This is a genomic window from Oerskovia flava (assembly GCF_026163685.1).
GTDB classification, from domain to species: Bacteria; Actinomycetota; Actinomycetes; order Actinomycetales; family Cellulomonadaceae; genus Oerskovia_A; species Oerskovia_A flava.
Map to the genome: position 1 here is coordinate 994,006 of NZ_JAOXSR010000001.1, position 25,960 is coordinate 1,019,965.

Below are 25,960 nucleotides of genomic sequence, written 5' to 3' on the forward strand. Positions count from 1 at the left end.
GGCCGTGAGCTCGTCAGGACAGGACACGTCGCGGGGACAGGACACGGTGGACTGGCCGGCGCTGCGTGCAGCGGCCCGCGCCGTGATGGAGCGGGCGTACGCGCCCTACTCCGGGTTCCCGGTCGGAGCGGCGGCGTTCGCGGACGACGGTCGGCTGGTCGTCGGCGCCAACGTCGAGAACGCGGCGTACGGTGTGACGCTGTGCGCGGAGTGCTCGCTCGTCAGCGCCCTCGTGGGCTCGGGCGGCGGGCGGCTCGTGGCGTTCACGTGCGTCGACAAGCACGGGGACACGCTGATGCCCTGCGGCCGGTGCCGGCAGCTGCTGTGGGAGCACGGCGGCCCGGACCTGCTCGTCGAGACGGTGCGTGGTATCAAGACGATGAGAGATGTGCTGCCCGACGCGTTCGGGCCGCAAGACCTGGAGGAGCGGTCATGAGCGACGAGGACGTCCCGCTGGAAGAGACCGGTCAGGAGCCCGCGGCGCCCACGGAGCGCTTCGACGCGGTGGACGTCATCCGTACCAAGCGGGACGGCGCCCGGCTCTCCGCGGAGCAGATCGACTGGGTGATCGACGCCTACACCCGCGGCGTCGTCGCCGAGGAGCAGATGGCCGCGCTGAGCATGGCGATCTACCTCAACGGGATGGACCGCACCGAGATCGGCCGGTGGACCGCGGCCATGATCTCCTCGGGCGAACGGATGGACTTCTCGTCGCTGACCCGGCCGACCGCGGACAAGCACTCGACCGGAGGCGTCGGCGACAAGATCACACTGCCCCTCGCCCCACTCGTCGCGGTGTTCGGTGTCGCGGTGCCGCAGCTCTCGGGCCGGGGGCTCGGGCACACCGGAGGCACCCTCGACAAGCTCGAGTCGATCCCGGGCTGGCGCGCCGCCCTGAGCAACCCGCAGATGCTTCAGGCGCTCGAGCACGTGGGGGCAGTGATCTGTCAGGCGGGGTCCGGGCTGGCGCCCGCCGACCGGCTGCTGTACGCGCTGCGTGACGTCACCGGCACCGTCGAGTCCATCCCGCTCATCGCCTCGTCGATCATGAGCAAGAAGATCGCGGAGGGCACGGGCGCGCTCGTCCTGGACGTCAAGGTCGGTTCCGGTGCGTTCATGAAGGAGCTCGACCAGGCGCGCGAGCTCGCGCGGACCATGGTCGACCTCGGTACCGACGCGGGAGTGCGCACCGTCGCGCTGCTCACCGACATGTCGACGCCGCTCGGCCTGACCGCGGGCAACGCGCTCGAGGTCCGCGAGAGCGTCGAGGTCCTCCAGGGCGGTGGACCGCAGGACGTGGTCGACCTCACCGTGGCCCTCGCGCTCGAGATGCTGGCAGGTGCCGGCCGACCGCACGCCGAGGCCGACGTCCGCCACGCGCTCGCCGACGGCCGCGCGCTCGGCAAGTGGCGCGAGATGATCGCCGAGCAGGGCGGCGACCCACGCGCGCCGCTGCCCGTCGCCCGGGAGCGGGAGCACGTCGTGGCGGACACCGACGGTGTGCTGGAGCGTCTCGACGCCTACGCGGTCGGCGTCGCCGCGTGGCGCCTGGGCGCGGGGCGGGCACGCAGGGAGGACCCGGTGCAGTCCGGGGCCGGTGTAGAGATCCACGCCAAGCCGGGCGACGTCGTCCGCAAGGGCCAGCACCTCATGACGCTGCACACCGACACCCCGGAGCGGTTCGACCGGGCGGTCGCGGCGCTCGTGGGCGGGTGGAGCATCGCACCGGCCGGGACCGTCGTCGACCGGCGCCCGATCGTCCTGGAGCGTGTGGACTGACCGACGACGACACCTCTCCCCGCGCGCCGGACCGCCGACGGCCCCGCGCCGTCTACGGCGCGGGCCAGGAGCCCGACGCCCGGTTCAGCCTCGCCAACGAGCGGACCGCGCTCGCGTGGGTGCGCACGGGCCTCGGCCTGGTGGCGGGCGGGGTGGCGCTGACGTCCTTCGCGGCGTTCGCCGAGCTCTCCGGGTTCCTCGATGTGGTCGCAGCGCTCGCCTGCTTCGTGGGGGCGTGCGTCGCGGGCTACGCCCTGGTCTCGTGGCGGCGCAACGAGCGCGCGCTGCGCGAGGGCAGGCCGCTGCCCGCCCCGAGCGGGCTGCCGGTGCTCGTCACCGGTGTGGTGGTGCTCGCGCTGCTGCTCGGCGCGTACGCGGCGTGGACGGCGATCGGGGCGTGAGCGAGCGGGCGCGCGACCCCGGCCTGCAGCCTGAACGCACGGCGCTGGCCTGGCAACGCACCGTCCTCGGTGTGGTCATCAGCTCGCTGCTGCTCGCGACCGCCGCCCTGCGCGCCCAGGTCGCCGTCGTCTCGGTGCTCGCCCTGCTGCTCGCCGTGCTCTCGCTCGTCCCGACCGTGCTGCGCCGCCCCGACGGCGGGTCGCCCCGCGACGGTCGGCTGTACTCGTGGGACTTCCTGGTCCGGGTGGTGGCGATGGTGGTCACTCTGGGTGTCCTCGGGACGGTCGCAGCTGTCGCTGGCGCCCTGACGGGTCAGGGGTGAGCACCACCCCGGCCGCACGGTCGTCCCGGCCCTGGCAGCTCTCGGGGCTGCTGGGCGCGGTGGGTGCGTGGTCGGGCCCGCCGCCGCCCGCGCCGCCCACGGGGCCGTACCTGCCCGACGCCGGTCCCGCCGGGGTGCGACGCCTCGCCCTGCGTGCGGGGCACCGGGCGGGCGTCGTCGACGCGCTCGTCGCCCGCGTCGAGGACCCGCGCCCGGTGCGGGACGACGTGCTGGACCCGCTGCACCGCGCGGTGGCCGGCGGCGGGGAGGGCTCTGGTCTGCGGCGGCCCGTCACGGCCCGGACCCCGGTCGTGCTCGGCGGGGCGCCCGCGGTGCAGGTCGACGAGACCACCTGCGGGTCCGCCGTGCTGGCGGTCCTCGCGGTGGCCGGCGACCCCGTCCTGGCGTGGTGGGTCGCGACGGGGGAGCGGCTCGGGGCCGGACCTGCGCCCGCACCTGCGCCTGCACCCCGCCGCGGCGGCCCGGAGGAGCGGTGGCGCGAGCTCCAGCGCGACCTCAAGGCGCGCAGCACCCGGCGCGGGCTGGTCCTGGCGCCGTGGCCCGGCCGCTTCGGCACCCCGCCGTGGGGCGCGGCGAGCGTGGCCCGCTACGCGGACGTGCGCTACACCCACCGGGTCGTGGACCGCCGCACGGGTCCGCGGGTGCTCCGGTCCGCGCTCGCCGCAGCGGCGGCGGGGGTGCCCGTGCCGCTGTTCACCGGCGGGGACCTCACGACGGGTCTGGAGACCGCCGTCCCGCGGCACGTCGTGCTCCTCGCGGCGGCCGGTCCCGGGCCCGACCCCACCACCGCGCGCGGGGGATGGTGCACGGTCTACGAACCGTCGTCGGGCATGCTCCACCGTCTGGGCGCCGGTGACCTGGTGCGCGGAGCCGCGGCCGGGGACGGCGTGCGCCGTGCGCTCGGCGGGTGGCGGCACGTGTGCTGGGCGGTCCTGCCGGCCGGACGGCCGGGCCGGGCTGGCGAGCCTCACCTCGCGGGGTGAGGATGAGGGGGAACGAGAGGAGCGCCCCATGAGCACCGTCCCCGGACACGACGCCTGGCGTGACGCAGGCCTGACCGAGCCCGCCGACGACGTGGTGAACCTCGTCGAGGAGGTCGACGAACGCGGTTCCGCGGTCCCGGACCGGGCTGCCGACGCCGCCGAGGAGTACCGGCCGCACACCCCGCGCCCCGACCTGGACGGCGAGGCCGACGAGGCCGACGTCGTCGAGCAGGCCAGCGCCGTCCCGGGGGAGCCGGACGACTACGCGTAGCCACCCGTGAGCGGCGGGGGGAGCGCCCGCGGCGGTAGCGTGGCCCCATGACCTCGGAACACGTCGCACAGCTCACCGCCCTCATCCCCGACCTGCCCAAGGTCGTCCTGCACGACCATCTCGACGGCGGGCTCCGCCCGGCGACGATCCTCGAGCTCGCGGCCGAGGTCGGGCACGACCTGCCCGCCGCCGACGCCGACGCGCTCGGCCGCTGGTTCGCCGAGTCGGCCGACTCGGGCTCGCTCGTGCGGTACCTCGAGACGTTCGACCACACGATCGCCGTGATGCAGACGACCGAGGGCCTGCGGCGCGTCGCGCGCGAGGCCGTGCTCGACCTCGCTGCCGACGGCGTGGTCTACGCCGAGCAGCGCTGGGCGCCCGAGCAGCACCTGCAGGGTGGGCTGAGCCTGCAGGACACGGTCGACGCCGTGCAGGCCGGGCTCGCCGAGGGGGTTGCGGAGGCCGCGGCGCAGGGCCGCACCATCCGCGTCGGCCAGCTCGTCACCGCGATGCGCCACGCCGACCGCTGGCAGGAGATCGCCGAGCTCGCGGTGGCGAACCGCGGCAACGGCGTCGTGGGCTTCGACATCGCCGGTGCCGAGGACGGCTTCCCGCCCTCGCGGCACCCGCAGATCTGGCGCTACCTGGCCGAGAACGACTTCCCCGTGACCATCCACGCCGGCGAGGCCGCAGGACCGGCGTCGATCGCCGAGGCGGTGCACCTCGGGCAGGCCAGCCGCATCGGCCACGGTGTGCGGATCATCGAGGACATCACGTTCGACCCGGCGTTCGACGCCACGTCGGGCACCGCGACGTTCGGGCGTCTCGCGCACTGGGTGCGCGACCACCAGATCCCGCTGGAGCTCTGCCCGTCGTCGAACGTGCAGACGGGCGCGGCCACCTCGATCGCCGCGCACCCGATCACCCGGCTCAAGGAGCTGGACTTCGCGGTGACCCTCAGCACGGACAACCGGCTCATGTCCCGCACGTCGATGACTCAGGAGATGACGCTGCTGGTCGAGCAGGCCGACTGGACGATCGACGACCTCGCCGACGTGACGATGACCGCCGCGTGGAGCGCGTTCATCCACCACGACGAGCGCCAGGCCCTCGTCGACGACGTCATCCTCCCCGGCTACCAGAAGGCCCAGGGCGCCCAGCTCTGACCGTCGGAACGCCGAACAGGCGGTGGGTCGGCACGCCGCGAGCAGCGTGCCGACCAACCGCCTGTTCGGCGCCCTGGGGGCGTTACACGCCCTTGGGGTGCCAGACCGTCTTGGTCTCGGTGAACGCGAGGATGCGGCGGGGGTGCGGCGCCTCGGTCCAGTCCGGCTCACGGTCGCCGACCGGGGGCCGCAGCACACGCTTGACGTTCTCCGCCGCCGCGGCCTCGAGGTCGCCCCAGGCCAGCCCGTCGGCGCCCAGCGCGCCACCGACGTCGATGGCGTTGACGTCGAGGTGCGACGCGAGCGGCGGGCCGAGCTCGGCGGTCCGGCCGGTGAGGACGTTGACGACACCGCCCGGCACGTCGGAGGTCGCGAGGACCTCCGAGAGCGTGATCGCCGGCAGGGGCCGGGCCTCGCTCGACACGACGACGACGGTGTTGCCGGTCACGAGCGGCGGCGCGATGACCGAGACCAGGCCCAGCAGCGACGACGTCTGCGGGGCGATCACGACGACGACCCCCGTCGGCTCCGGGGCCGAGATGTTGAAGTACGGCCCGGCGACGGGATTGGCCGACCCGGCGACCTGCGCGACCTTGTCGGTCCAGCCGGCGTACCAGACCCAGCGGTCGACCGCCGCGGAGACGGCCGCCTCGGCCTTGCGGGTGCTCAGCCCTTCGCCGGCGGCCACCTCGGCCACGAACTGCTCGCGGCGCCCTTCGAGGAGCTCGGCCACCCGGTAGAGGACCTGTCCGCGGTTGTAGGCGGTGGCACCTGCCCATCCGGCCTGCGCGGCGCGTGCGGCCACGACCGCCTCGCGGGCGTCCTTGCGGGAGCCGAGCGCCGCGTTCGCGAGGAACCGGCCCTTGGCGTCGGCGACCTCGTAGGTGCGGCCGGACTCGCTGCGGGGGAACTTCCCGCCGACGAACAGCTTGTACGTCTTGCGCACCTCGAGGCGTGCGCCCGGTGCGGCGATGCTCTGAGCGGCCATCAGAAGGAGCTCCCCTCGATCAGGTAGGGCGCCAGTCCGTGCCGGCCGCCCTCACGTCCGTACCCCGACTCCTTGTACCCGCCGAACGGGCTCGTGGGGTCGAAGCGGTTGAAGGTGTTCGACCACACGACGCCGGCGCGCAGCCTGTCGGCCATCCAGAGGATCCGGGAACCCTTCTCCGTCCAGATGCCCGCCGACAGGCCGTAGGGCGTCGCGTTGGCCTTGGTGACCGCCTCCTGCGGGGTGCGGAAGGTCAGGACGCTCAGCACCGGGCCGAAGATCTCCTCGCGGGCGATGCGGTGCGCCGCGGAGACCCCGGTGAACAGCGTGGGCGCGAACCAGTAGCCCGACGACGGCAGCTCGCACTCGGGGCTCCAGCGGGTGGCGCCCTCGGCCGTCCCGGCATCGGTGAGCTCGGTGATGCGGGCGAGCTGCTGGGCGGAGTTGATCGCCCCGACGTCGGTGTTCTTGTCCATGGGGTCGCCGACGCGCAGCGTCCCCAGGCGGGACTTGAGCCGCTCGACCAGCTCCTCGGCGACGGACTCCTGGACCAGCAGGCGCGACCCCGCGCAGCAGACCTGGCCCTGGTTGAAGAAGATGCCGTTGACGATGCCCTCGATCGCCTGGTCGATGGGGGCGTCGTCGAAGACGATGTTCGCCGCCTTGCCCCCGAGCTCGAGCGTCACGTGCTTGTGCGTCCCGGCGACCTCGCGGGCGATGCGCTTGCCGACCGGCGTGGAGCCCGTGAAGGCGATCTTGTCGACGTCCGGGTGGCCCACGAGGGCCGCGCCGGTCGCCCGTGCGCCGGTGACGATGTTGACGACGCCGGGCGGCAGCTCGGCCTGGCGCAGCAGGTCGGCGAACAGCAGCGCGGTCAGGGGAGTGGTCTCGGCCGGCTTGAGGACGACGGTGTTGCCCGTGGCGAGCGCCGGGGCGATCTTCCACGCGAGCATGAGCAGCGGGAAGTTCCAGGGGATCACCTGGGCCGCGACGCCGTGCGGGCGCGGGGAGGGGCCGAACCCGGCGTGGTCCAGCTTGTCGGCCCAGCCGGCGTAGTAGAAGAAGTGCGCGGCCGCCGTCGGGACGTCGACGTCGCGCGACTCCCGGATGGGCTTGCCGTTGTCGAGCGTCTCGAGGACCGCGAACTCCCGGGCGCGCTCGGCGAGGAGGCGGGCGATGCGGAAGAGGTACTTGGCGCGCTCGCTGCCCGGCATCGGGCCCCAGAGCTTCTGCTGGGCGCGGCGGGCGGCCTTGACGGCGCGCTCGACGTCCTCGTCGGTGGCCTCGGCGACCTCGGCGAGGACCTCCTCGGTGGCGGGGTTGACGGTCTTGAAGGACGAGCCGTCGCTCGACGGCGTGAACTCGCCGTCGATGAAGAGCCCGTAGGAGGAGGCGATGTCGACGATCGCCCGGGACTCCGGAGCTGGTGCGTACTCGAAGGGTGACATGTGTTCCTCGGATCGGGTGCTGCAGGAGGGTCTGCGGGGGTGCGCGCGGGAGGTCAGTCGACCGTCACGTAGTCCGGGCCGGAGTAGGCGCCGGTGGAGAGCTTCTGCCGCTGCATGAGCACGTCGTTGAGCAGCGAGGAGGCCCCGAACCGGAACCAGTCGGGGTCGAGCCAGTCCTCGCCGACGGTCTCGTTGACGGCCACGAGGTACTTGATGGCGTCCTTCGACGTCCGGATACCGCCCGCGGGCTTGACCCCGACCTGCCGGCCCGTCGCCGCACGGAAGTCGCGCACCGCCTCCAGCATGACGACCGTGACGGGCAGCGTGGCGGCGGGGCTGATCTTGCCCGTGCTGGTCTTGATGAAGTCCGCGCCCGCGAGCATCGCGAGCCAGGAGGCGCGGCGGACGTTGTCGTAGGTGACGAGCTCGCCGGTCTCGAGGATGACCTTGAGGTGGGCGTCGCGCCCGTCGGCGTGGCACGCCTCCCGGACCGCGACGATGTCGTCGAAGACCTGGGCGTAGCGACCCGAGAGGAACGCACCGCGGTCGATGACCATGTCGATCTCGTCGGCGCCCGCCTGCACGGCGTCGGCGGTGTCGGCCAGGCGGACGGCTCGGCTCGCGCGGCCCGAGGGGAACGCGGTCGAGACGGCGGCGACCTTGACGCCGGTCCCGGCGAGCGCCTCGACCGCGACCGGGACGAGGTCGTTGTAGACGCAGACCGCGGCCGCCGACGGGCAGCTCGGGTCGTCGGGCTCCGGCCGGACCGCCTTGGCGGCCAGCGAGCGCACCTTGCCGGCGGTGTCCGCGCCCTCCAGGGTCGTCAGGTCGACCATCCGGATGATCGTGTCGAGCGCCCACGCCTTGGACGTGGTCTTGATGGAGCGGGTGCCCAGCGTCGCGGCGCGCGCGTCCGCCCCCACCCGGTCGACGCCCGGCAGTCCGTGCAGGTAGCGCCGCCACGCGGCGTCGTCGAGGTCGACGGCGCCCGTGACCGCGCGGGCCAGCGTCGCGATCTCGTCGGCGGACGGGTCGGAAGGGTTCACCGATCCGGTCCCGGGGGACGCGTCGGTCGCCGGGACCGACGACGGTGTCGTAGTGCTCATCGCCCCAGGTTACCGCCCGGTACCCGGTCGCGGAGCCCGCCGGCGGACTCGGGGCGGGCTGCGTCGACGTTGTGGTTAGGGTGGCCTCAGTCCCGTCGTCCGTCTCGACCCGTCCGCGCCCCTGGAGGCACGATGCCCCGCCCCCGCCCGTCAGTCGCCCGGACCCCGCGCGCCGCCGACCGCCCTGCACGGGCCGACCGCCCCGAGCGGGTCGCGACGCACGCCGTCGTGCTCCGCACCGAACGCCTCACGCCGCACATGGTGCGCGTGGTGCTCGGGGGCGAGGGGCTGGACGGGTTCGACGAGGGACCCTGCACCGACCACTACGTCAAGCTCCTCTTCCCCGAGGCGACCGGCGCCGGGGAGCGGGTGCCGATGCGCACCTACACCATCCGGTCCTGGGACCCCGTGGTGCGCGAGCTCGCGATCGACTTCGTCGTGCACGGCGACGAGGGCCTGGCCGGGCCGTGGGCGCTCGCTGCCCGCCCGGGCGACCCGATGTCGTTCTACGGTCCGGGCGGCGACTACGTGCCGTCGCCTGAGCTCGACTGGCACCTGATGATCGGCGACGAGTCGGCCCTGCCCGCGATCGCGGCCTCGCTCGAGCGTGTCCCTGCCGGTGCGCCGGTGCGGGTGTTCGTCGAGGTGGCGTCGCCCGCGGACGAGCAGGTGCTCACCAGCCCGGGCGAGCTCGACCTGCGCTGGGTCCACCGCGACGAGCACCCGCAGGAGCCCGGACGGGCCCTCGTCGAGGCGGTCACGTCGGCGGACTTCCTGCCCGGTACCCCGCACGTGTTCCTTCACGGCGACGCGGGCTTCGTCCGGGACCTGCGCCGGCACCTGCGCACCGAGCGCGGGGTGCCCGCCCCGGCCCTCTCCGCCTCCGGCTACTGGCGCCGCGGCCGCACCGAGGAGGGCTGGCGCGCGGAGAAGGCCGACTGGAAGGCCGCCGTCGAGCAGGACGAGCAGACGGCCGGGCTCGCCTGAGACGGGCACCTCGCCCGCGGCGGGCCTACAGCCCCAGCGCCTGCCCGACGTCGGCCCGCACCTTGTCGAGGCGGTCCCGGCCGAAGGCGCGGGCCGCGGTCAGGTCGTCGTGCGAGGCGTCGGCGGCGACCGGGACGACGACCTCGAGGTAGCACTTGACCTTCGGCTCCGTGCCGCTCGGTCGCACGATCACCCGGGTGCCGTCGGCGGACATGATCCGCACGCCGTCGGTGGGTGGCAGGCCGTCTATGCCGGCCGACAGGTCGACCACCTCGCTCACCCCCGCGCCGGCGAGGGTGCGGGGCGGGCGGGAGCGCAGCCGCGCCATGGTGCCGGTGATCTCGTCCAGATCGGTGAACCGCGCCGAGAGCTGGTCCGTGATGTGCAGGCCGTGGCCCCGGGCGAGGTCGTCGAGCGCGTCGACGAGGGTGCGGCCCTGCGCCGCGAGCCGGTTCGCGAGCTGGGCCACGAGCAGCGCGGCGCTGATGCCGTCCTTGTCGCGCACGTGCGCGGGGTCGACGCAGTAGCCGAGGGCCTCCTCGTAGCCGTAGACCAGGCCGTCGACGCGCGAGATCCACTTGAAGCCTGTGAGCGTCGAGGCGTGGGCGAGCCCGTGCGCGGCGGCGATGCGGGCGAGGAGGCGGGAAGAGACGATCGAGCTCGCGAGCACCTGCGCACCGGGGGCGATCCGCAGGCGGGCGGCGCGCCGCGCCGCGTCGTCGCCGAGCAGCGCACCCACCTCGTCGCCGTGCAGCATCCGCCAGCCGTTGGACCGCGCGGTCTCGACCCCCTGGTAGGTGCCTACCCGTGGGTCGAGCACGGCCACGGCGCAGCGGTCGGCGTCCGGGTCGTTCGCCAGGACGAGGTCCGCGCCCGCGTCCTGGGCGACGGCGAGGGCGAGGTCCATCGCCCCCGGCTCCTCGGGGTTCGGGAACGATACGGTCGGGAAGTCCGGGTCGGGGTCGACCTGCTCCTCGACGGCGATCACCCGCGTGAAACCCGCCTCCCGCAGCACGCGGGCGAGCACCGCGCCCCCGACCCCGTGCAGCGAGGTGGTGACGATGCGCAGGTCGCGCGGGGCGCCGTCGGACAACCGGGCGACCGACGCCGTGTAGGCGTCCACGACGTCGCGGCCGAGGACGGTCCAGCCCGCCTGCGCCCGCTGGACCGACGCCACCGAGGGGACCGCCGCGATGGCGGCGGCGATACCGGCGTCGGCGGGCGGGACGATCTGCGCGCCCTGACCGGGACCGGTGACGACCCGGCCGCCGAGGTACACCTTGTAACCGTTGTCCGCCGGGGGGTTGTGGCTCGCGGTCACCATGACGCCCGCGTCGGCCTCGAGGTGGCGGACGGCGAAGGCGAGCACCGGGGTCGGAAGGGGAGCCGGGAGGAGGAGCACCTCGGCGCCCGCGCCGGTGAGCACCGCCGCGGTGTCGAGCGCGAAGTCCGCCGACCGGTGGCGCGCGTCGTAGCCGACGACCACCCGCGGGGTCTGCTCCCCGAGCCGGTCGCGCAGGTACGCGCCGAGCCCGGCCGCGGCCCGGATGACGACGGCACGGTTCATCCGTCGTGGGCCGGCCGCCATCGCGCCCCGCAGCCCGGCGGTGCCGAACTGCAGCGTCCCGGCGAACCTGTCCCGCAGCTCGTCGAGCGCAGCGGCCCGCACCCGGTCCTTGCGGGGGTCGTCGCTGTCCGCAGCGTCGAGGAGCGCGCGCAGCTCGGCGCGGTCGACGGGGTCCGGGTCGTCGGCGATCCACGCCTCGGCCCGCTCGTGCAGCGCCCGGTGCTCGGTGCCGGGGTCGAGGCCCGGGTCGTCCGCGGCGCCCAGGGAGGTGTTCCGTGGACCCGTCATGTCACACCGCCTTCGCGATATCGGCGAGCAGGGCGCTGATGCGCGGGCCTGCGGCCTGGCCGGCCTCGATGACCTCCGTGTGGGAGAGCGGCGTCGCGCTGATCCCGGCCGCGAGGTTCGTCACGAGCGACAGCCCGAGGACCTCGAGACCGGCGTGGCGGGCGGCGATCGCCTCGAGCGTCGTGGACATGCCGACGAGGTCGGCGCCCAGCGTGCCTGCCATGCGGACCTCCGCCGGGGTCTCGTAGTGCGGCCCGGGGAACTGCGCGTAGACCCCCTCCGGCAGCGTCGGGTCCACCCGCCGGGCCATGTCGCGCAGCCGGGTGGAGTACAGGTCGGTGAGGTCGACGAACGTCGCGCCCTCGAGCGGGCTGGTCGCCGTGAGGTTGAGGTGGTCGGCGATCAGCACGGGTGTGCCGGGGGACCAGTCGGGCTGGAGCCCGCCGCACCCGTTGGTCAGGACGAGCGCCTGCGCGCCCGTCGCCGCCGCGGTGCGCACGCCGTGCACGACCCGGCGCACCCCCTTGCCCTCGTACAGGTGCGTCCGTGAACCGAGCACCAGGGCGTAGCGCACCGAACCGTCCACGCGCTCCACCCGGATCGAGCGCGTCGTGGCGACGTGCCCAGCCACCGCGGGCCGCGAGAAGCCCGGGATCTCGTGGGTCGGGATCTCCGCGACGACGTCGCCGAGGAGCTCGGCGGCGCCACCCCATCCCGAGCCGAGCACGAGGGCCATGTCGTGGCCGTCGATCCCCGTGGCCTCGGCGATGTGGTCGGCGGCGGCGCGCGCCACCAGGAACGGGTCGGTGCTCGGGTCGTCGAGCTCGGGCGTCGTCGTCATGATCTGAGGCTAGCCGCTCCGCCGCGTCGTGCCCCGCCGGAACCCTGACAGAATGGCAGCCGTGACGAACCAGACCAGTGACCTGCAGGCCAGCCGCATCGTGATCGTGGGTGGTGGACCGGGCGGCTACGAGGCCGCCCTCGTCGCCCGCCGCCTCGGTGCGGACGTCACCGTCGTGGAGCGCCAGGGCCTCGGCGGGGCGGCGGTGCTTACCGACGTCGTGCCCTCGAAGACCCTCATCGCGACCGCCGACTGGATGACCATCGCGGACGGTGCCGGGGAGCTCGGGATCCGTCTGCCCAGCGACACCGCGCAGGCCACGCACCCCTCGCAGGGCCGCCACCTCGTCGACCTGGAGGCCGTCAACGCGCGGGTCATGTCGCTCGCGGCGGCGCAGTCCGCAGACATCCGGGCGCGCCTCGAACGCGAAGGCGTGCGCGTGCTGCTCGGAGAGGGGCGGCTCGACGGGGCGAGCCGCGTCCACGTGCACGGCGAGGACGGTGAGCACGAGCTCGACGCCGACGTCGTGCTCCTCGCCCTCGGCTCCACCCCGCGGGTGCTGCCGACGGCGGTCCCGGACGGGGAGCGCATCCTTACCTGGACGCAGCTGTACAACCTCGCGGAGCTGCCCAAGAAGCTCATCGTGGTGGGCTCCGGCGTCACGGGCGCGGAGTTCGCCGGCGCCTACAACGCCCTGGGCTCCGAGGTCGTCCTCGTTTCCAGCCGCGACCGCGTGCTGCCCGGTGAGGACGCCGACGCCGCTGAGCTGCTCGAGGGGGTGTTCCGTTCGCGCGGCATGGTCGTCATGGGCCGCACGCGCGCCGAGTCCGCCGAGCGCACCGCCGACGGGGTCGCGGTCACGCTCTCCGACGGGCGCGTCGTCGAGGGCTCCCACGTGCTGTTCGCGGTCGGCTCGATCCCGTCGACGCGGGGCATCGGCCTCGAGGAGTCTGGCGTGCGGCTCACGGACAGCGGCCACATCCAGGTCGACAAGGTCTCCCGCACCTCGGTGCGCGGCGTGTACGCGGCCGGGGACTGCACCGGGATCCTGCCGCTCGCGTCGGTGGCCGCCATGCAGGGCCGGGTCGCGATGTCCCACGCCCTCGGTGACGCCGTGAGCCCGATCAAGCTGCGCACGGTCGCGGCGAACATCTTCACCGCCCCCGAGATCGCCACCGTGGGGTACAGCGAGGAAGCGCTCAAGGCGCAGAACAGCAAGTACGTCACGGCGACGCTGCCGCTCGCCCGCAACCCGCGCGCGAAGATGCTCGGGATGCGCGACGGGTTCGTCAAGCTGTTCGCGCACCCCGAGGCGAGCGTCGTGCTCGGTGGTGTGGTCGTCGCCCCGCGCGCGAGCGAGCTGATCTTCCCCATCACCCTCGCGGTCGCGCACCGGCTGACGGTCGACGACGTCGCGGACGCCTTCACGGTCTACCCGTCGCTGTCGGGGTCGATCGCCGAGGTCGCCCGGATGCTGCACCACCGGGCGGGGTGACCCGACCTCCAGGGGGCCGGGCGCCGCTCAGAGGGTGGCGGTCACCCGCAGCGTGCCGTCCGCGTACCCGAGGTCGGTGACCCTCAGCTGCGGGAGCGTCTCGGCGAGCGCGGGCCGCATCAGGGTCTGCACGTCGAGCGCGACGCGGGCGTCGGGCAGGATCTGGACGGCCTCGGGCGGCAGCCCCTGCGACCGCAGCGCGCCGGCCAGCGGACCGTCGAGGAAGCCGAGCAGCTTGTGCGCGGGCAGGCCGCCCGCGCTCACCTCGACGCGCACGACGGCCGTCCCGGCGACGAACGACTCCACGCGCAGCGTCGCCCGCACGACGGGGACGAGCCGCGCCGCCAGCCGCAGGCCCGACGGCGCGTCGGGGACCTCGCGCAGGTCCACGCTCACGCGGATCTCGTCGCCCTCCCCGGTCACGGACCGGACGTACGGCGGCACCGCACCACCCACCCGCGCCAGCTCGACGGCTTCCTCGACACTCAGCTCGATACGCACACGTCGACCTTAGCGCTGCGGAAACGCTGCGGACCGCGTCGCCGGCGCCGGGCGCTGAGAGAAGACCCGCGGCGCCAGGGCCGGATGCGTCTCCCTGCACACCCGTGGCAAGGACGATCGGGCGCACGTGCATCCTGCCGCCAGGCCTACCCCTTCCTCACGCCCCGCCCCCACGTCACCGACGTCACGACCCCGCAACCGCGAGCGAACGTTCGGCGTGCGGTGTGCGCGGTGGCGACTACACCTCTGAGCGCTCGGCCGTTGCAGCATCGGCCAACTGCGCCTGCAGTGCACGGAGCCGAAGCTGTGCGCGACGGTACAGAAGGTAGTCGACGAGGTTCGCGACGCTGACGATTCCCACGGCCACGCCCAGAACCGGCCACCACACGTCGGCGCGTGCGACCCCCTCGCCGTTGAGCGCGACGAGCGAGACCACGACGATCGCGGTGATCGCCACGGCGATGAGGTTGTTGATGAGGAAGTAGGCGCCGGCGCGCGCGATCCGGATCGGCAGGAGCGCGGTGAGCCATTCGGTGACAAGACCGATGAGCAGCCCCACGCCGCCACTGGCCAGCACCACGAGCACGCGGGTCGGTGCGTCGGCTTCGCCGGGGCTGAACACCTGCAGCGCCAACCCGATGATCGCACCGAGAAAGAACGACTTGACCACGTTCTCATAATTCATGTGCCCTTCCTCCTCTAGATCTTCAGCGCACTGCGCAGCGGCTTGGCGTAGGTCTTCGACACCTCGAGCTCCTCGCCGCCGGCCAACCGCAGCACGTATCGGGAGTTGAACCAGGGAATGATCTCTTTCACGTGCGCGATGTTCGCGAGCTGTGACTTGTTGATGCGGATGAACCCGATCGGCGCGTAGACGGTCTCGTAGTACTGCAACGTGCGGCGCACGCGATACCGGCCAGACGACGTGCACGCCACGATCCCGTCCGGGGCAGCTTCGAGATAGAGCACCTGACGCGGGGCGATCACCGTGAACGTGCTGCCGCTCTGCCCGGTCAGCGTGCGCGGACCACCTGCCTCGTCGCGCACCCCAGAAACGAAGAGCCGCACGACCTCCATGTAGTCGATGGCGTCGAAGACCACGACGGGCTTGCCTGTCGGAACCTCGAAGCCTCGCTCGACGAGTACCCAGGCACCGTCCGTCGTCACCGGGATGTCGTACGTCGCGAACTCCCGCTCCAGCTTCTCGCGCACCTTCGGCGAGCAGACCAGCTGCACCATGCTTCTTCGCGTCCTGACCGGTGGGCGAGCCTAGCCTTCGAGACGATCGAAGGTGAGGCGGATGTCGATGAGCTCCTCGATCGCCCTCTCTCGGAACTCGAACGAACCGAAGTTGGCGATGTAGTGGGTCTCGCTGGCCGGATCGTACAGGGCGAACGTCCCGGTGACTCCGACGGCGCCGTGGACGTCCGACATCGAGAAGAGCAGGGGTGAGAGCTCACTGAATCGGAACTGCATCATGCCCATGCCGTAGCCGATGCCCGTGTCGACATCGTTGCTGAAGTCGGTCATCTCCCGGTGCACCGGCGGAGACACGAGCTCGCCGCCCTCGAGGGCGCGCATGAACGTGAGCAGGTCTGCCATGGTCGTGACGACACCACCGCCGGCCCAGTCGAGCGAGAGCGCGTTGCGCGTGCTCAAGTCGACGCCGTTCACCTCGATGGCGAGGATGTCCGACTCGACGCCGAAGCGAGTCATCAGGTGGCTGTCCGCCATACCGAGCGGTCTGAAGATGCGATCCTCCAGGATCTCGTCGTAGGGCTTGTCTTCGATGGACTCGAGCGCGAGACCGAGCAGGATGTAACCGGTGTCGGAGTAGGAGAAGGTCTCACCCGGCTGACCGACGGGCACCTGACGATCGCGGGTGAAGGCCACGATCTCCAGCGGTGTGAACAGTCGGTCCGGGTCGGTCGCGATCGTCGCGAGCATCGTCGGCCCTGCGTCTACTGGCCCTTCGAAGTAGTCGCCGACGCCGGAGGTGTGGCGCAGCAGCTGACCGATGGTGACCTGACCTGCGCGATCGACGCCGTCCACGACGAACAAGCCGGCCAGGGTGTCGGCGTCCAGCCACCGGGTGACCGGATCATCGAAGGCGAGCACTCCCTCGTCCACGAGCTGGCCGTAGACAGTGGCGAGCATCGTCTTTCCGACGCTCGCCGAGTGATAGGGACTGTCGACTCCCACGGGTTCCGACGAGCCGGGATGCGTTGTTCCGACGGCGAACTCGTGCACGTCGCCGGATGCCTCCGCCACTGTCAGCAGCACGCTGGAGACGGAGTCGTTCTCCGCCACGACGCGCGTCAGACGCTCGTCGATCGCCTCATGGACCTGGTCTCGCGAGAGCGGGCGGTTGAAGAAGGCGAGCACGCCTACTGCGATCGCGATCACAGTGACCACCGCGACGGCGATGCGCAGCGTTCTCCGCTTGCCTGTGCTCGTTCGCTGCTTCGTCGTGCGTGCGGCCTCGGTGTTCTTCGTCATGTCGGCGACGGTAGGAGGTGGCACTTCTCCCTGAGAAGCAGTAGCCGCCGACCGGTCAGGATCGCCGGCTGAGCGGTCTTCACGAGCGGTCGAAAGCTGCCCGACCCTGCTCGTGGCTCGCGGCTCGCGGCCCGATCACCACTCGTGCGGTGGTGCGGGCGGTCGGGCCGCGGCGTCGTGAGCGCGTCAGCCGTCGGTGACGCGCAGCGTCGCGAGCAGTGCGCGGTGGTCGGACGCGACGGAGCCGAGCACCTGGACGTCGACGAAGGTGACGGCCCGGGAGCCGAGCACCCAGTCGATGCGGTGCCGGGGCCACAGGGCGGGGGACGTCGCCTCGCTGGGATCACCGGCCACGTCCTGGCCGCTCGTGAGACCGGCGGCCTCGGTAGCGGCGAGCTCGTCCCAGCCCGGCTCGGCGTTGAGGTCGCCCGCGAGCACATAGGCTCCGGCGACGGGCTCGGCCGCGAAGAGCGCCTCGAGCTGGGCGAGGCGGGTGGGGGTGTTCTCCTCGCGGTGCTGCAGGTGCACCGACGTGACGCGCAGCGGGACTCCGCCGACGTCGAGGGTCCCGGAGATCGCCGACCGCTGCTGCGGGCCGTCTCCGTACGGCAGCTCGTGCCGTACGACGTCGTCCAGCTCGCCGAGGTGGTCCGACCACAGCAGGGCGTTGCCGAACTGGCGATCGGCCGCCGACGCGAAGACGACGTGCATGTCGAGCTCCGCGGCGAGGGCCGTGGCCATGTCCCCGCCACCGCCGAGCACCCAGCCCCGCGAGATCTCCTGCAGCGCGACGACGTCGGCACCCGAGTCGCGGATCGTGCGCACCATCTCGTCGAGCTCGACCCCGGGCACCGCGCTCACGCCGTAGTGCAGGTTCCAGCTCAGCAGCCGGACCTCCCCAGCGGGCGAGGGGGCCGCGGACGCTGACGGGCTCACGTGGACCTGGGTCGCGCCGACGGCGCACAGCAGGGCGGCTGCGCCCGCGAGCGCCCACACCCCCGCGAGCCGGGGTGCGACGGGTCGCGGGTCGGTCTCCTCGGTGGCCGGGCCCACTGCCGCGCGGGCTCCCCGCACACCGCCGAGCCCGAGGGCGAGCGCCGTCGCGACGAGCACCCAGCCGTTCGGGAACGGCAGCGGGACGTCGTAGTCGAGCGGGTAGACCAGGAGCGGTGCGACCGTCCCGAGCCCGACGGCGCTCGCGGACCCCGCCAGCCGCACCCAGGAGAGCTCGTGCGCCGGCCTGGCGAGGGCACGTGCGACGACCCGGGCCGCGGCGAGCGTGACGACGACCGCGACCCCCAGCAGCGCGGGCCCTGCGGGCGCGAAGAAGATGGCGGTGGTACCGAGCACCAGGACGAGGGCTTCCCCCCACGGCGTCGCGCGTTGGACGGCGCCGCCGGGCAGGCCCGGCGCCTGCCACGTCACGGCCGTGCCCACGAGCAGGGCGCTCGCGGCGAGCGCGAGGGCGACGAGCGGCAGGGCGACGCCGGACTGGGAGGCGAGGAACGCGGGGTTGGCGAGCACCATGACGGTCAGGGCGAGCCACGGACCGAGCACCCACAGGCCGCGCGCGCCGGGCGCGGCGTCGAGCCGCCGGGTCCGCCACGCGAGGGCGAGGGCGGCGCCGGCGAGGGCGACGGTGACCACCCAGCCGGCGATCCCTGTGCGCCAGACGGCGTCCCACGTCCCCAGCAGCAGGCTGGTGCCGGCCCCGAGGAGCGCGCCGAGCGTGACCCCGACCGCGACGAGCCCTCCGTGGGCGAGGCGGTCCGGCGAGTCCGCCGGGCGGACCCCGCTGGCGTAGGCGGCGACGAGGACCAGCACCGCGATCCCGAGCGCGGTCCCGGCGAGCCCGACGCCGTAGCGCAGCATGCCGAGCTCCGCCCCGGCACCGATGGCTGTGCCGAGCACCTGCAGGACGATCCGTACCGCGACGAGCGCGCCGACACCGACGAGGACGACCCGGCCGTCCACCCGGAGCCGGGCGACGAGGATCGTCATGGCGAGCCCGGGTGCTGCGTAGGTGACGAGCGCCGTGAGCGCCGCGATCGACACGCCCGACGAGAAGGCGCGGTCGAGCAGCGGGCCGCTCGCGCGCACCAGCTCGGCGACCAGGGCGGTGACGAGGGCGAGGAGGACCAGGAGCGTGCGCGCCGTGCGCGGCAGGGCGGCTCGTGCCCGGCGACGGCCGGCGCGCGTGGGCGGGGCGGCGGGCTGGTCGGTCACGGAGGTGACGCTACCGGCCGGTCGTCACCGTCGAGCCAGTCACCGCGAGTGTCGCCCCGAGTGTGACTCAGGCCACATCGAACGGGTCTTCGTGCCACACTGGACCGGACGGACGAGGACGTGTCGGAGGTCGGCGCGCCGCGCACGGACACCGGTCCGGCGGGCGCCCCGCTCCCTGGGGAGGTCGCGGTGAGCACCGGAACCGAGCAGCCCGCACGGGCACCAGCAGGACCCCCGAAGAGCCCGCCGACCGACCCGCCCCTCGTGGGCCACGTCATCGCCGGTCGGCCCGGCGACGGTGCGCACACCTACGGTCCCGTGCACGACCCGGCGCGCGGCACGACGACGGGTCGGGTCGCGCTCGCGACGCCCGCCGTGGTCGACGACGCGGTGGCCGCCGCGAAGGCGGCGTTCCCGGGGTGGCGGGCGACGAGCCTGTCGCGCCGGGTGGAGATCCTCTTCGCGTTCCACCGGCTGCTGCTCGACCACCGCGACGAGATCGCCGCGCTGATCAGCGCCGAGCACGGCAAGGTGCGCAGCGACGCCGCGGGCGAGGTGGCCCGGGCGCTCGAGTGCGTCGAGTTCGCGTGCGGGATCCCGCACCTGCTCAAGGGCGGGTTCTCCGAGCAGGTGTCGGTGGGCGTCGACGTGCACGAGGTCAAGCAGCCGCTCGGTGTGGTCGCGGGCATCACGCCGTTCAACTTCCCCGTCATGGTGCCGCTGTGGATGATCCCGTCGGCGATCGCGTGCGGGAACACGTTCGTCCTCAAGCCGAGCGAGAAGGACCCGTCGGCGTCCCTGCTCGTCGCGCGGCTGCTGGCCGAGGCGGGGCTCCCGGACGGCGTCGTCAACGTCGTGCAGGGTGACCGGGTCGCGGTCGACCGTCTGCTCGAGCACCCCGACGTCGAGGCGGTGAGCTTCGTCGGCTCCACCCCGGTCGCGCGCCACGTCTACGAGCACGGCACCCGGCACGGCAAGCGGGTGCAGGCGCTCGGCGGCGCCAAGAACCACATGGTCGTGCTCCCGGACGCCGACCTCGACGCCGCCGCGGACGCGGCGGTGTCCGCGGCCTACGGGTCGGCGGGCGAGCGGTGCATGGCGGTGTCGGTCGTCGTCGCGGTCGGCGACGCGGGCGACGCCCTCGTCGACGCGATCCGCGCGCGGGTCCAGGGCCTGGTCGTCGGCCCGGGGGACGACCCGGGATCGCAGATGGGCCCCCTCATCACGGCGCAGCACCGGGACGCGGTCGCCGCGGCGATCGGCCGGGCCGCGGAGCAGGGCGCCCGGGTCGTGGTGGACGGGCGCGAGAGCCCCGTGGCGACGACCGGCGAGGGCGACGGGTTCTTCCTCGGCGCGAGCCTGGTCGACCACGTGCGGCCCGACCAGGAGGTGTACACGCGCGAGATCTTCGGCCCGGTCCTGTCGGTGGTCCGCACCGCCACGTACGCCGAGGCCGTCGAGCTCGTCAACGCCAACCCGTACGGCAACGGCGCGGCGATCTTCACGCGCGACGGTGGCGCGGCCCGCCAGTTCGAGGTGGAGGCGCAGGCGGGGATGATCGGTGTCAACGTGCCCATCCCGGTGCCCGTCGGCTACTACTCGTTCGGTGGTTGGAAGAACTCGCTCTTCGGGGACTCCCACATCTACGGGCCGGAGTCCGTGCACTTCTACACCCGCACCAAGGTCGTCACGACCCGGTGGCCGGACCCGGCGGCCAGCTCGGTCGACCTCGGCTTCCCGCGGACGCGGTAGGGGCCGCGCCGTGATGCACCCACCGCCGGGCACCGTGCGCGCCGACGACCGCTCGCACGTCTTCCACTCCTGGTCCGCGCAGGCGATGATCGACCCGCTGCCCGTGGCGGGGGGTGAGGGTGCGTGGTTCTGGGACGAGGACGGCACCCGCTACCTCGACTTCGCCTCGCAGCTCGTCAACCTCAACCTGGGCCACCAGCACCCCGCGCTCGTCGCCGCGATCCAGGAGCAGGCGGGCCGGCTGTGCACCATCGCCCCGAGCTTCGCGAACGACGTGCGCGGCGAGCTCGCCCACCTCATCGCCGCGCGCGCACCGGGCGACCTCGACCGGGTGTTCTTCACGAACGGGGGAGCGGACGCCGTCGAGCACGCCGTCCGGCTCGCCCGCCAGCACACCGGCCGCACCAAGGTGCTCTCCGCCTACCGCTCCTACCACGGCGCCACGACGACGGCGATCAGTCTGACGGGCGACCCGCGACGCTGGGCCAACGACGTGGTGCCCGACGGCGCGGTGCGGCACTTCTTCGGCCCCTACCCCTACCGCTCGCCGTTCGGGGCGAGCGACGAGGTCACCGAGTGTGCGCGGGCGCTCGCGCACCTCGACGAGGTCGTGCGCCTGGAGGGCCCCGGCACGATCGCCGCCGTGGTCCTCGAGACCGTGGTGGGCACCAACGGGGTGCTCGTGCCGCCCGACGGCTACCTCGCGGGCGTGCGGAAGATCTGCGACGAGCACGGGATCCTGCTCGTCGCGGACGAGGTCATGGTGGGCTTCGGTCGCGTCGGCGAGTGGTTCGCCGTCGACCGCTGGAAGGTCGTGCCCGACCTCATCACCTTTGCCAAGGGCGTGAACTCCGGGTACGTCCCGCTCGGCGGCGTGGTGATCTCCGCGCGGGTCGCGCGCACCTTCGACGAGCGGCCCTACCCGGGCGGGCTGACCTACTCGGGGCACCCGCTGGCCTGCGCCGCGGGGGTCGCCTCGATCCACGCCTTCGAGGACGACGGGATCCTCGCCCGGGTGCGCGCCCTCGGCGAGGACGTGATCGGCGAGCGGCTCCGCGACCTCGCTCAGCGGCACCCGAGCGTCGGCGAGGTCCGTGGCCTCGGCTTCTTCTGGGCGATCGAGCTCGTCCGCGACCGCGGCACTCGCGAGGGCCTCGTGCCGTTCAACGCGTCGGGCCAGGACGCCGCCCCGATGGGAGCCGTCGTGGCGGCAGCCAAGGCGCAGGGCGTGTGGCCGTTCGTGCACTTCAACCGGCTGCACGTCGCGCCACCGCTCATCACCTCGGCCGAGGACCTGCACCGGGGCCTCGACGGCATCGACGCGGCGCTCGACGTCGCCGACACCTACGTCACCACCTGAGGGGAGCACGGCCGTGGCGCACACGCTGATCCGGGGAGGGACCGTCGTCGGGCCGACGGGCTCCGCCGAGATGGACGTCCTGGTCGACGGGGAGCAGGTCGCCGCGCTGCTCCGCCCGGGGGACATGCGCCTCGGCGTCGACCTCGCCGCGGGCGCCGAGCGCGTCATCGACGCGACGGGCAAGTACGTCATCCCCGGCGCCGTCGACTGCCACACGCACATGGAGCTGCCGTTCGGCGGCACCCACGCGTCCGACACGTTCGAGACCGGGACCCGGGCCGCGGCCTGGGGCGGCACGACGACGATCGTCGACTTCGCCGTGCAGCGCACCGGCGAGCGGGTCCAGGACGGGCTCGCCGCGTGGCACGAGAAGGCCGCCGGCCAGTGCGCGGTCGACTACGGGTTCCACCAGATCCTCGGCGGCGTCGACGACGACGCGCTCAAGGCGATGGACGAGCTCGTCGCCGAGGGCATCACGAGCTTCAAGCTCTTCATGGCCTACCCGGGTGTGTTCTACAGCGACGACGGCCAGATCCTGCGGGCCATGCAGAAGGCCCGCGACAACGGCTCGCTCATCATGATGCACGCCGAGAACGGCATCGCGATCGACGTCCTCGTGCGCCAGGCGCTCGACCGCGGCGACACCGCACCCTTCTTCCACGGCACGACCCGCCCCTGGGAGACCGAGGAGGAGGCCACGCACCGGGCGATCATGCTCGCGCGGCTCACCGGCGCGCCGCTGTACATCGTGCACATGTCCGCCCGGCAGGCGGTGGCGACGCTCGCCCGCGCCCGCGAGGAGGATCTGCCCGTGTACGGCGAGACGTGCCCGCAGTACCTGTACCTCTCGCTCGAGGAGCAGCTCGGGGCGCCCGGGTTCGAGGGCGCCAAGTGGGTGTGCTCGACGCCGTTGCGCTCGCGGGCGCAGGGCCACCAGGACGAGCTGTGGCAGTACCTGCGCACGGGTGCGCTGTCGGTCGTCAGCACGGACCACTGCCCCTTCTGCCTCAAGGAGCAGAAGGAGCTCGGGCTCGGTGACTTCTCGAAGATCCCCAACGGCATCGGCGGCGTCGAGCACCGCCTCGACCTGCTCTACCAGGGCGTCGTGGAGGGCCGGATCACGCGCGAGCGCTGGGTGGAGCTGTGCTGCACGACGCCGGCGCGGATGTTCGGCCTCGACGGCCGCAAGGGGGTGCTCGCCCCGGGGGCCGACGCCGACGTCGTCGTCTACGACCCGGCCGGGCACACGAGCATCGGCCTCGGCAAGACCCACCACATGAACATGGATCACTCGGCGTGGGAGGGCTTCGAGATCGACGGGCACGTCGACCTCGTCATGTCCCGGGGCCGGGTGCTCGTCGCCGACGGCGAATACCACGGCAGCCCCGGTCACGGGAACTACCTGCGCCGCGGCCCGTCGGCCTACCTGCGGTGACCCCGGTGGACCTCGGCGTCGTCCTGCAGACCGATCCGCCCGCGTGGCGGGTCGTCGACCTCGCCCGGCAGGCGGAGTCGTACGGATTCAGCCACGTGTGGACGTTCGACTCGCACCTGCTGTGGCAGGAACCGTTCGTCATCTACTCCCAGATCCTCGCCCAGACGCACCGCGTCACCGTGGGGCCCATGGTGACGAACCCCGCGACCCGTGACTGGACGGTGACGGCGTCGTTGTTCGCGACGCTCAACGAGATGTTCGGCAACCGCACGGTCTGCGGGATCGGGCGGGGGGACTCGGCGGTGCGCACCCTCAACGGGCGTCCGTCGAACCTCGCGACGCTGCGCGACGCGGTGCACGTCATCCGTGAGCTGGCGAACTCCCGGTCGGTGGAGGTCAACGACCGCACGGTGCAGTTCCCGTGGAGCGTGGGCTCGGCCCTCGAGGTGTGGGTCGCGGCCTACGGTCCGCGGGCGCTCGCGCTGACCGGCGAGGTCGGGGACGGGTTCATCCTCCAGCTCGCCGACCCGGACGTGGTCGAGTGGTCGGTCGCGGCGGTGCGCGCGGCGGCCGAGGCGGCCGGAAGGGACCCGCACGACGTGACGATCTGCGTCGCCGCGCCCGCCTACGTGACGGACGAGAGCTCGGAGTCCGGGCGACCGGCGGCCGAGGCCACCCGCCGCACGCTCGAGCACGCGTACGACCAGTGCCGGTGGTTCGGGGGCATGGTCGGCAACCACGTCGCCGAGATCGTCGCGCGGTACGGCGCGGGCGGGGGCGTCGTCCCTCCGGCGCTCACCGACTTCGTCGCGGGCCGCGAGGGCTACGACTACGCCGAGCACGGCAGGGCCGCGAACACGCACACGGCGTTCGTCACCGACGAGATCGTCGACCGGTTCTGCCTCGTCGGGCCGCCCGAGCACCATGTCGAGCGGCTCCGTGAGCTCGAGGCGCTCGGCGTCGACCAGTTCGCGGTGTACCTCCAGCACGACGCCCAGGAGGAGACGTTGCGGGCCTACGGCCAGGTCGTGGTCCCCGCGCTGCGGGCCGCACCACGGACCACGGCCTGAGGCGCGGGCCCCGCTGTTCAGCCGAGCAGCTCGCGCAGCGCGGGCCACGCCTCGGCGAATGCGGGCAGGAGGTCGAGCGTGGCGACGTCCTCGACAGCCACCCACACGACCTCGAGGCTCTCGGCGTCGGTGGCGGCCGGTGTGACCTCCGCACCGGCCACGACCTCCGCCACGACCGTCGTGTACCGCCAGGGGCCGTGCTCGAGGGTGCGCTGCGTGAGTACCCGCACGGCGCCCGGGTCGATGCCCGCCTCCTCGTGCGCCTCGCGCAGCGCGCCCTGCGCGGGCGTCTCGTCGGGCGCGATCGCCCCGCCCGGCACACCCCAGGTGCCGCCCTGGTCGCTCCAGGGCGCCCGGTGCTGCAGCACGACGTCGGCGGCTCGGCCCGCCGTGTCCCGGCGAGCGAGGAGCAGACCTGCCGCCCCGTGCAGACCCCAGTGCCGGCGCCCGCACGTGCACTCGACCCACCCGTCACCGGGTTGCAGGTGTCGGGGCGCGCGAGGGGCGGGTGCGTCCGGGTCCGGCGGGCTCGTGGGAATGGTCACCGCACCACTGTGCCATCCGGGACGGTGGTACGGGGCGGGTGAAGCCGTGGGGGAGTTGTCCCCAGAGCGCCGTGCCGTCGGTGCATGTGGGGGTACCAGCGGTTAGCGTGGTGGGCATGAGCAGGGGAGCGGATCGTACAGCAGTGATCATCGAGGACGATCCGGACATCCGGGACCTCCTTGAGGTCGTGCTGCGCCAGGCGGGGTTCGTCACCCACGCCGCCGGGACAGGGGAGGAGGGCGTCGAGCTCGTGCGGACACACGACCCGCTCGTCGCGACGCTCGACGTGAGCCTGCCGGACATCGACGGGTTCGAGGTCGCACGCCGTATCCGGGCGTTCTCCGACGCCTACGTCGTGATGCTGACCGCCAGGGCCGACGAGATCGACACCCTCATGGGTCTCGACGCCGGTGCAGACGACTACCAGACCAAGCCGTTCCGCCCCCGAGAGCTCCGCGCACGGATCGAGGCGATGCTGCGGCGGCCCCGCCGTGCCATCACGGCCTCGGGCAGCGGCGCACCGCCGAGCCTGGCCCCGGTCGTGGCTCCGGCGTCGCCGGTGCAGGAGGCCGACCCGGGTGTCATCAGCGCCGGCGGCCTGGTGATCGACGTCCCGGCACGGCTCGTGCGCGTCGACGGCGCGGACGTGCACCTGACGCGCAGCGAGTTCGACCTGCTCGAGGGCCTCGCGAGCCGCATCGGGCGGGTCGTCAGCAAGACCGAGCTGGTGCGCATCCTGTGGGCCGAGGAGTACGGGACGGGAACGGCCGTCGCGGAGGCCGACCGCCGCAGCGTCGAGGTGCACGTGGCCAACCTGCGTCGCAAGATCGGCGACAGCCCGTCGCAGCCACGGTGGATCCACACCGTGCGAGGTGTCGGCTACCGCTTCGCGCCAACCGGGGCCTGA

General features: G+C 73.4%; 25 protein-coding genes. 14 read left to right on the top strand and 11 right to left on the bottom strand.

Annotation, left to right across the window (positions count from 1 at the left end):
- Positions 1-4: 4 nt before the first annotated feature.
- Genes OHL10_RS04365 through OHL10_RS04395 form a run of 7 tightly spaced genes read left to right on the top strand, consistent with a single transcriptional unit; the run spans position 5 to position 4,944 of the window.
- Positions 5-436 carry a cytidine deaminase gene (locus OHL10_RS04365; RefSeq protein WP_265520915.1) on the top strand — a complete coding sequence of 144 codons (432 nt, stop codon included), beginning with the start codon at positions 5-7 and terminating at the stop codon, positions 434-436.
- The gene (locus OHL10_RS04370) at positions 433-1,779 is read left to right on the top strand and encodes a thymidine phosphorylase (RefSeq protein WP_265520916.1); all 1,347 of its coding nucleotides are present in this window, start codon (positions 433-435) and stop codon (positions 1,777-1,779) included. Before OHL10_RS04365 ends, OHL10_RS04370 begins: the two co-directional genes overlap by 4 nt.
- Entirely contained in the window at positions 1,713-2,180 is a 468-nt protein-coding gene (locus tag OHL10_RS04375; protein ID WP_322645516.1) for a YidH family protein, read from the top strand. Before OHL10_RS04370 ends, OHL10_RS04375 begins: the two co-directional genes overlap by 67 nt.
- Entirely contained in the window at positions 2,177-2,503 is a 327-nt protein-coding gene (locus OHL10_RS04380) for a DUF202 domain-containing protein (RefSeq protein ID WP_265520917.1), read from the top strand. The genes OHL10_RS04375 and OHL10_RS04380 overlap by 4 nt, the downstream gene beginning before the upstream one ends.
- Complete coding sequence (locus tag OHL10_RS04385) at positions 2,500-3,507, top strand: hypothetical protein (protein ID WP_265520918.1); 1,008 nt, start codon at positions 2,500-2,502, stop codon at positions 3,505-3,507. The genes OHL10_RS04380 and OHL10_RS04385 overlap by 4 nt, the downstream gene beginning before the upstream one ends.
- A 28-nt stretch (positions 3,508-3,535) precedes the next feature.
- Positions 3,536-3,778: a hypothetical protein gene (locus OHL10_RS04390; protein WP_265520919.1), complete on the top strand. Its 243-nt coding sequence runs from the start codon at positions 3,536-3,538 to the stop codon at positions 3,776-3,778.
- Between the two features lie 47 nt (positions 3,779-3,825).
- Entirely contained in the window at positions 3,826-4,944 is a 1,119-nt protein-coding gene (locus OHL10_RS04395) for an adenosine deaminase (RefSeq protein ID WP_265520920.1), read from the top strand.
- Positions 4,945-5,026: 82 nt separating this feature from the next.
- On the opposite strand, the gene OHL10_RS04400 is transcribed toward OHL10_RS04395, so the two are convergent.
- The 3 genes from OHL10_RS04400 to deoC are packed head-to-tail and all read right to left on the bottom strand — an operon-like array spanning position 5,027 to position 8,486.
- A complete protein-coding gene (locus tag OHL10_RS04400) occupies positions 5,027-5,932 on the bottom strand; it encodes an aldehyde dehydrogenase family protein (protein ID WP_265520921.1) in 906 nt (301 codons plus the stop codon).
- Positions 5,932-7,380: an aldehyde dehydrogenase family protein gene (locus tag OHL10_RS04405; RefSeq protein WP_265520922.1), complete on the bottom strand. Its 1,449-nt coding sequence runs from the start codon at positions 7,378-7,380 to the stop codon at positions 5,932-5,934. Before OHL10_RS04405 ends, OHL10_RS04400 begins: the two co-directional genes overlap by 1 nt.
- 53 nt (positions 7,381-7,433) lie before the next feature.
- Positions 7,434-8,486 (bottom strand): deoxyribose-phosphate aldolase, encoded by a 1,053-nt coding sequence (gene deoC / locus OHL10_RS04410; protein WP_265520923.1) that lies wholly within the window; start codon positions 8,484-8,486, stop codon positions 7,434-7,436.
- 132 nt (positions 8,487-8,618) lie between these two features.
- Here deoC and OHL10_RS04415 point away from each other — a divergent pair, with 132 nt between their 5' ends.
- A complete protein-coding gene (locus OHL10_RS04415) occupies positions 8,619-9,473 on the top strand; it encodes a siderophore-interacting protein (RefSeq protein ID WP_265520924.1) in 855 nt (284 codons plus the stop codon).
- A 25-nt stretch (positions 9,474-9,498) separates the two neighbouring features.
- Here OHL10_RS04415 and OHL10_RS04420 read toward each other — a convergent pair whose 3' ends face one another.
- Positions 9,499-11,328, bottom strand: a complete 1,830-nt coding sequence (locus tag OHL10_RS04420; RefSeq protein ID WP_265520925.1) for a phospho-sugar mutase — start codon at positions 11,326-11,328, stop codon at positions 9,499-9,501.
- 1 nt (position 11,329) lies between these two features.
- A complete protein-coding gene (locus OHL10_RS04425) occupies positions 11,330-12,169 on the bottom strand; it encodes a purine-nucleoside phosphorylase (protein ID WP_265520926.1) in 840 nt (279 codons plus the stop codon).
- 61 nt (positions 12,170-12,230) lie between these two features.
- Between OHL10_RS04425 and OHL10_RS04430 the strand changes: the two genes are divergently transcribed.
- Positions 12,231-13,664 carry an NAD(P)H-quinone dehydrogenase gene (locus OHL10_RS04430; RefSeq protein WP_425498941.1) on the top strand — a complete coding sequence of 478 codons (1,434 nt, stop codon included), beginning with the start codon at positions 12,231-12,233 and terminating at the stop codon, positions 13,662-13,664.
- A gap of 27 nt (positions 13,665-13,691) precedes the next feature.
- On the opposite strand, the gene OHL10_RS04435 is transcribed toward OHL10_RS04430, so the two are convergent.
- From OHL10_RS04435 to OHL10_RS04455, 5 genes are all read right to left on the bottom strand, one after another.
- Entirely contained in the window at positions 13,692-14,165 is a 474-nt protein-coding gene (locus OHL10_RS04435) for a hypothetical protein (RefSeq protein WP_265520928.1), read from the bottom strand.
- Positions 14,166-14,403: 238 nt separating this feature from the next.
- On the bottom strand, positions 14,404-14,850 hold the full coding sequence (locus OHL10_RS04440; protein WP_265520929.1) for a hypothetical protein: 447 nt from the start codon (positions 14,848-14,850) through the stop codon (positions 14,404-14,406).
- Positions 14,851-14,864: 14 nt separating this feature from the next.
- The gene (locus OHL10_RS04445; protein WP_265520930.1) at positions 14,865-15,404 is read right to left on the bottom strand and encodes a LytTR family DNA-binding domain-containing protein; all 540 of its coding nucleotides are present in this window, start codon (positions 15,402-15,404) and stop codon (positions 14,865-14,867) included.
- A 30-nt stretch (positions 15,405-15,434) separates the two neighbouring features.
- Positions 15,435-16,664 (bottom strand): serine hydrolase domain-containing protein, encoded by a 1,230-nt coding sequence (locus tag OHL10_RS04450; RefSeq protein ID WP_265520931.1) that lies wholly within the window; start codon positions 16,662-16,664, stop codon positions 15,435-15,437.
- A 186-nt stretch (positions 16,665-16,850) separates the two neighbouring features.
- Positions 16,851-18,890 (bottom strand): endonuclease/exonuclease/phosphatase family protein, encoded by a 2,040-nt coding sequence (locus OHL10_RS04455; protein WP_265520932.1) that lies wholly within the window; start codon positions 18,888-18,890, stop codon positions 16,851-16,853.
- Between the two features lie 264 nt (positions 18,891-19,154).
- Between OHL10_RS04455 and OHL10_RS04460 the strand changes: the two genes are divergently transcribed.
- From OHL10_RS04460 to OHL10_RS04475, 4 genes are read left to right on the top strand one after another with little or no spacing between them, the layout of a single operon-like run.
- Positions 19,155-20,642, top strand: a complete 1,488-nt coding sequence (locus OHL10_RS04460) for a CoA-acylating methylmalonate-semialdehyde dehydrogenase (protein ID WP_425498955.1) — start codon at positions 19,155-19,157, stop codon at positions 20,640-20,642.
- 13 nt (positions 20,643-20,655) lie between these two features.
- Complete coding sequence (locus OHL10_RS04465; protein WP_265521025.1) at positions 20,656-22,002, top strand: aspartate aminotransferase family protein; 1,347 nt, start codon at positions 20,656-20,658, stop codon at positions 22,000-22,002.
- Positions 22,003-22,015: 13 nt separating this feature from the next.
- Entirely contained in the window at positions 22,016-23,437 is a 1,422-nt protein-coding gene (gene hydA / locus OHL10_RS04470; RefSeq protein ID WP_265520934.1) for a dihydropyrimidinase, read from the top strand.
- Positions 23,438-23,442: 5 nt separating this feature from the next.
- Entirely contained in the window at positions 23,443-24,507 is a 1,065-nt protein-coding gene (locus OHL10_RS04475; protein ID WP_265521026.1) for a TIGR03842 family LLM class F420-dependent oxidoreductase, read from the top strand.
- Between the two features lie 17 nt (positions 24,508-24,524).
- Here the strand turns inward: OHL10_RS04475 and OHL10_RS04480 are convergent, their stop codons facing one another.
- Positions 24,525-25,046 carry an NUDIX hydrolase gene (locus OHL10_RS04480; RefSeq protein WP_265521027.1) on the bottom strand — a complete coding sequence of 174 codons (522 nt, stop codon included), beginning with the start codon at positions 25,044-25,046 and terminating at the stop codon, positions 24,525-24,527.
- 122 nt (positions 25,047-25,168) lie between these two features.
- Here OHL10_RS04480 and OHL10_RS04485 point away from each other — a divergent pair, with 122 nt between their 5' ends.
- Positions 25,169-25,960 (top strand): response regulator transcription factor, encoded by a 792-nt coding sequence (locus OHL10_RS04485; protein WP_265520935.1) that lies wholly within the window; start codon positions 25,169-25,171, stop codon positions 25,958-25,960.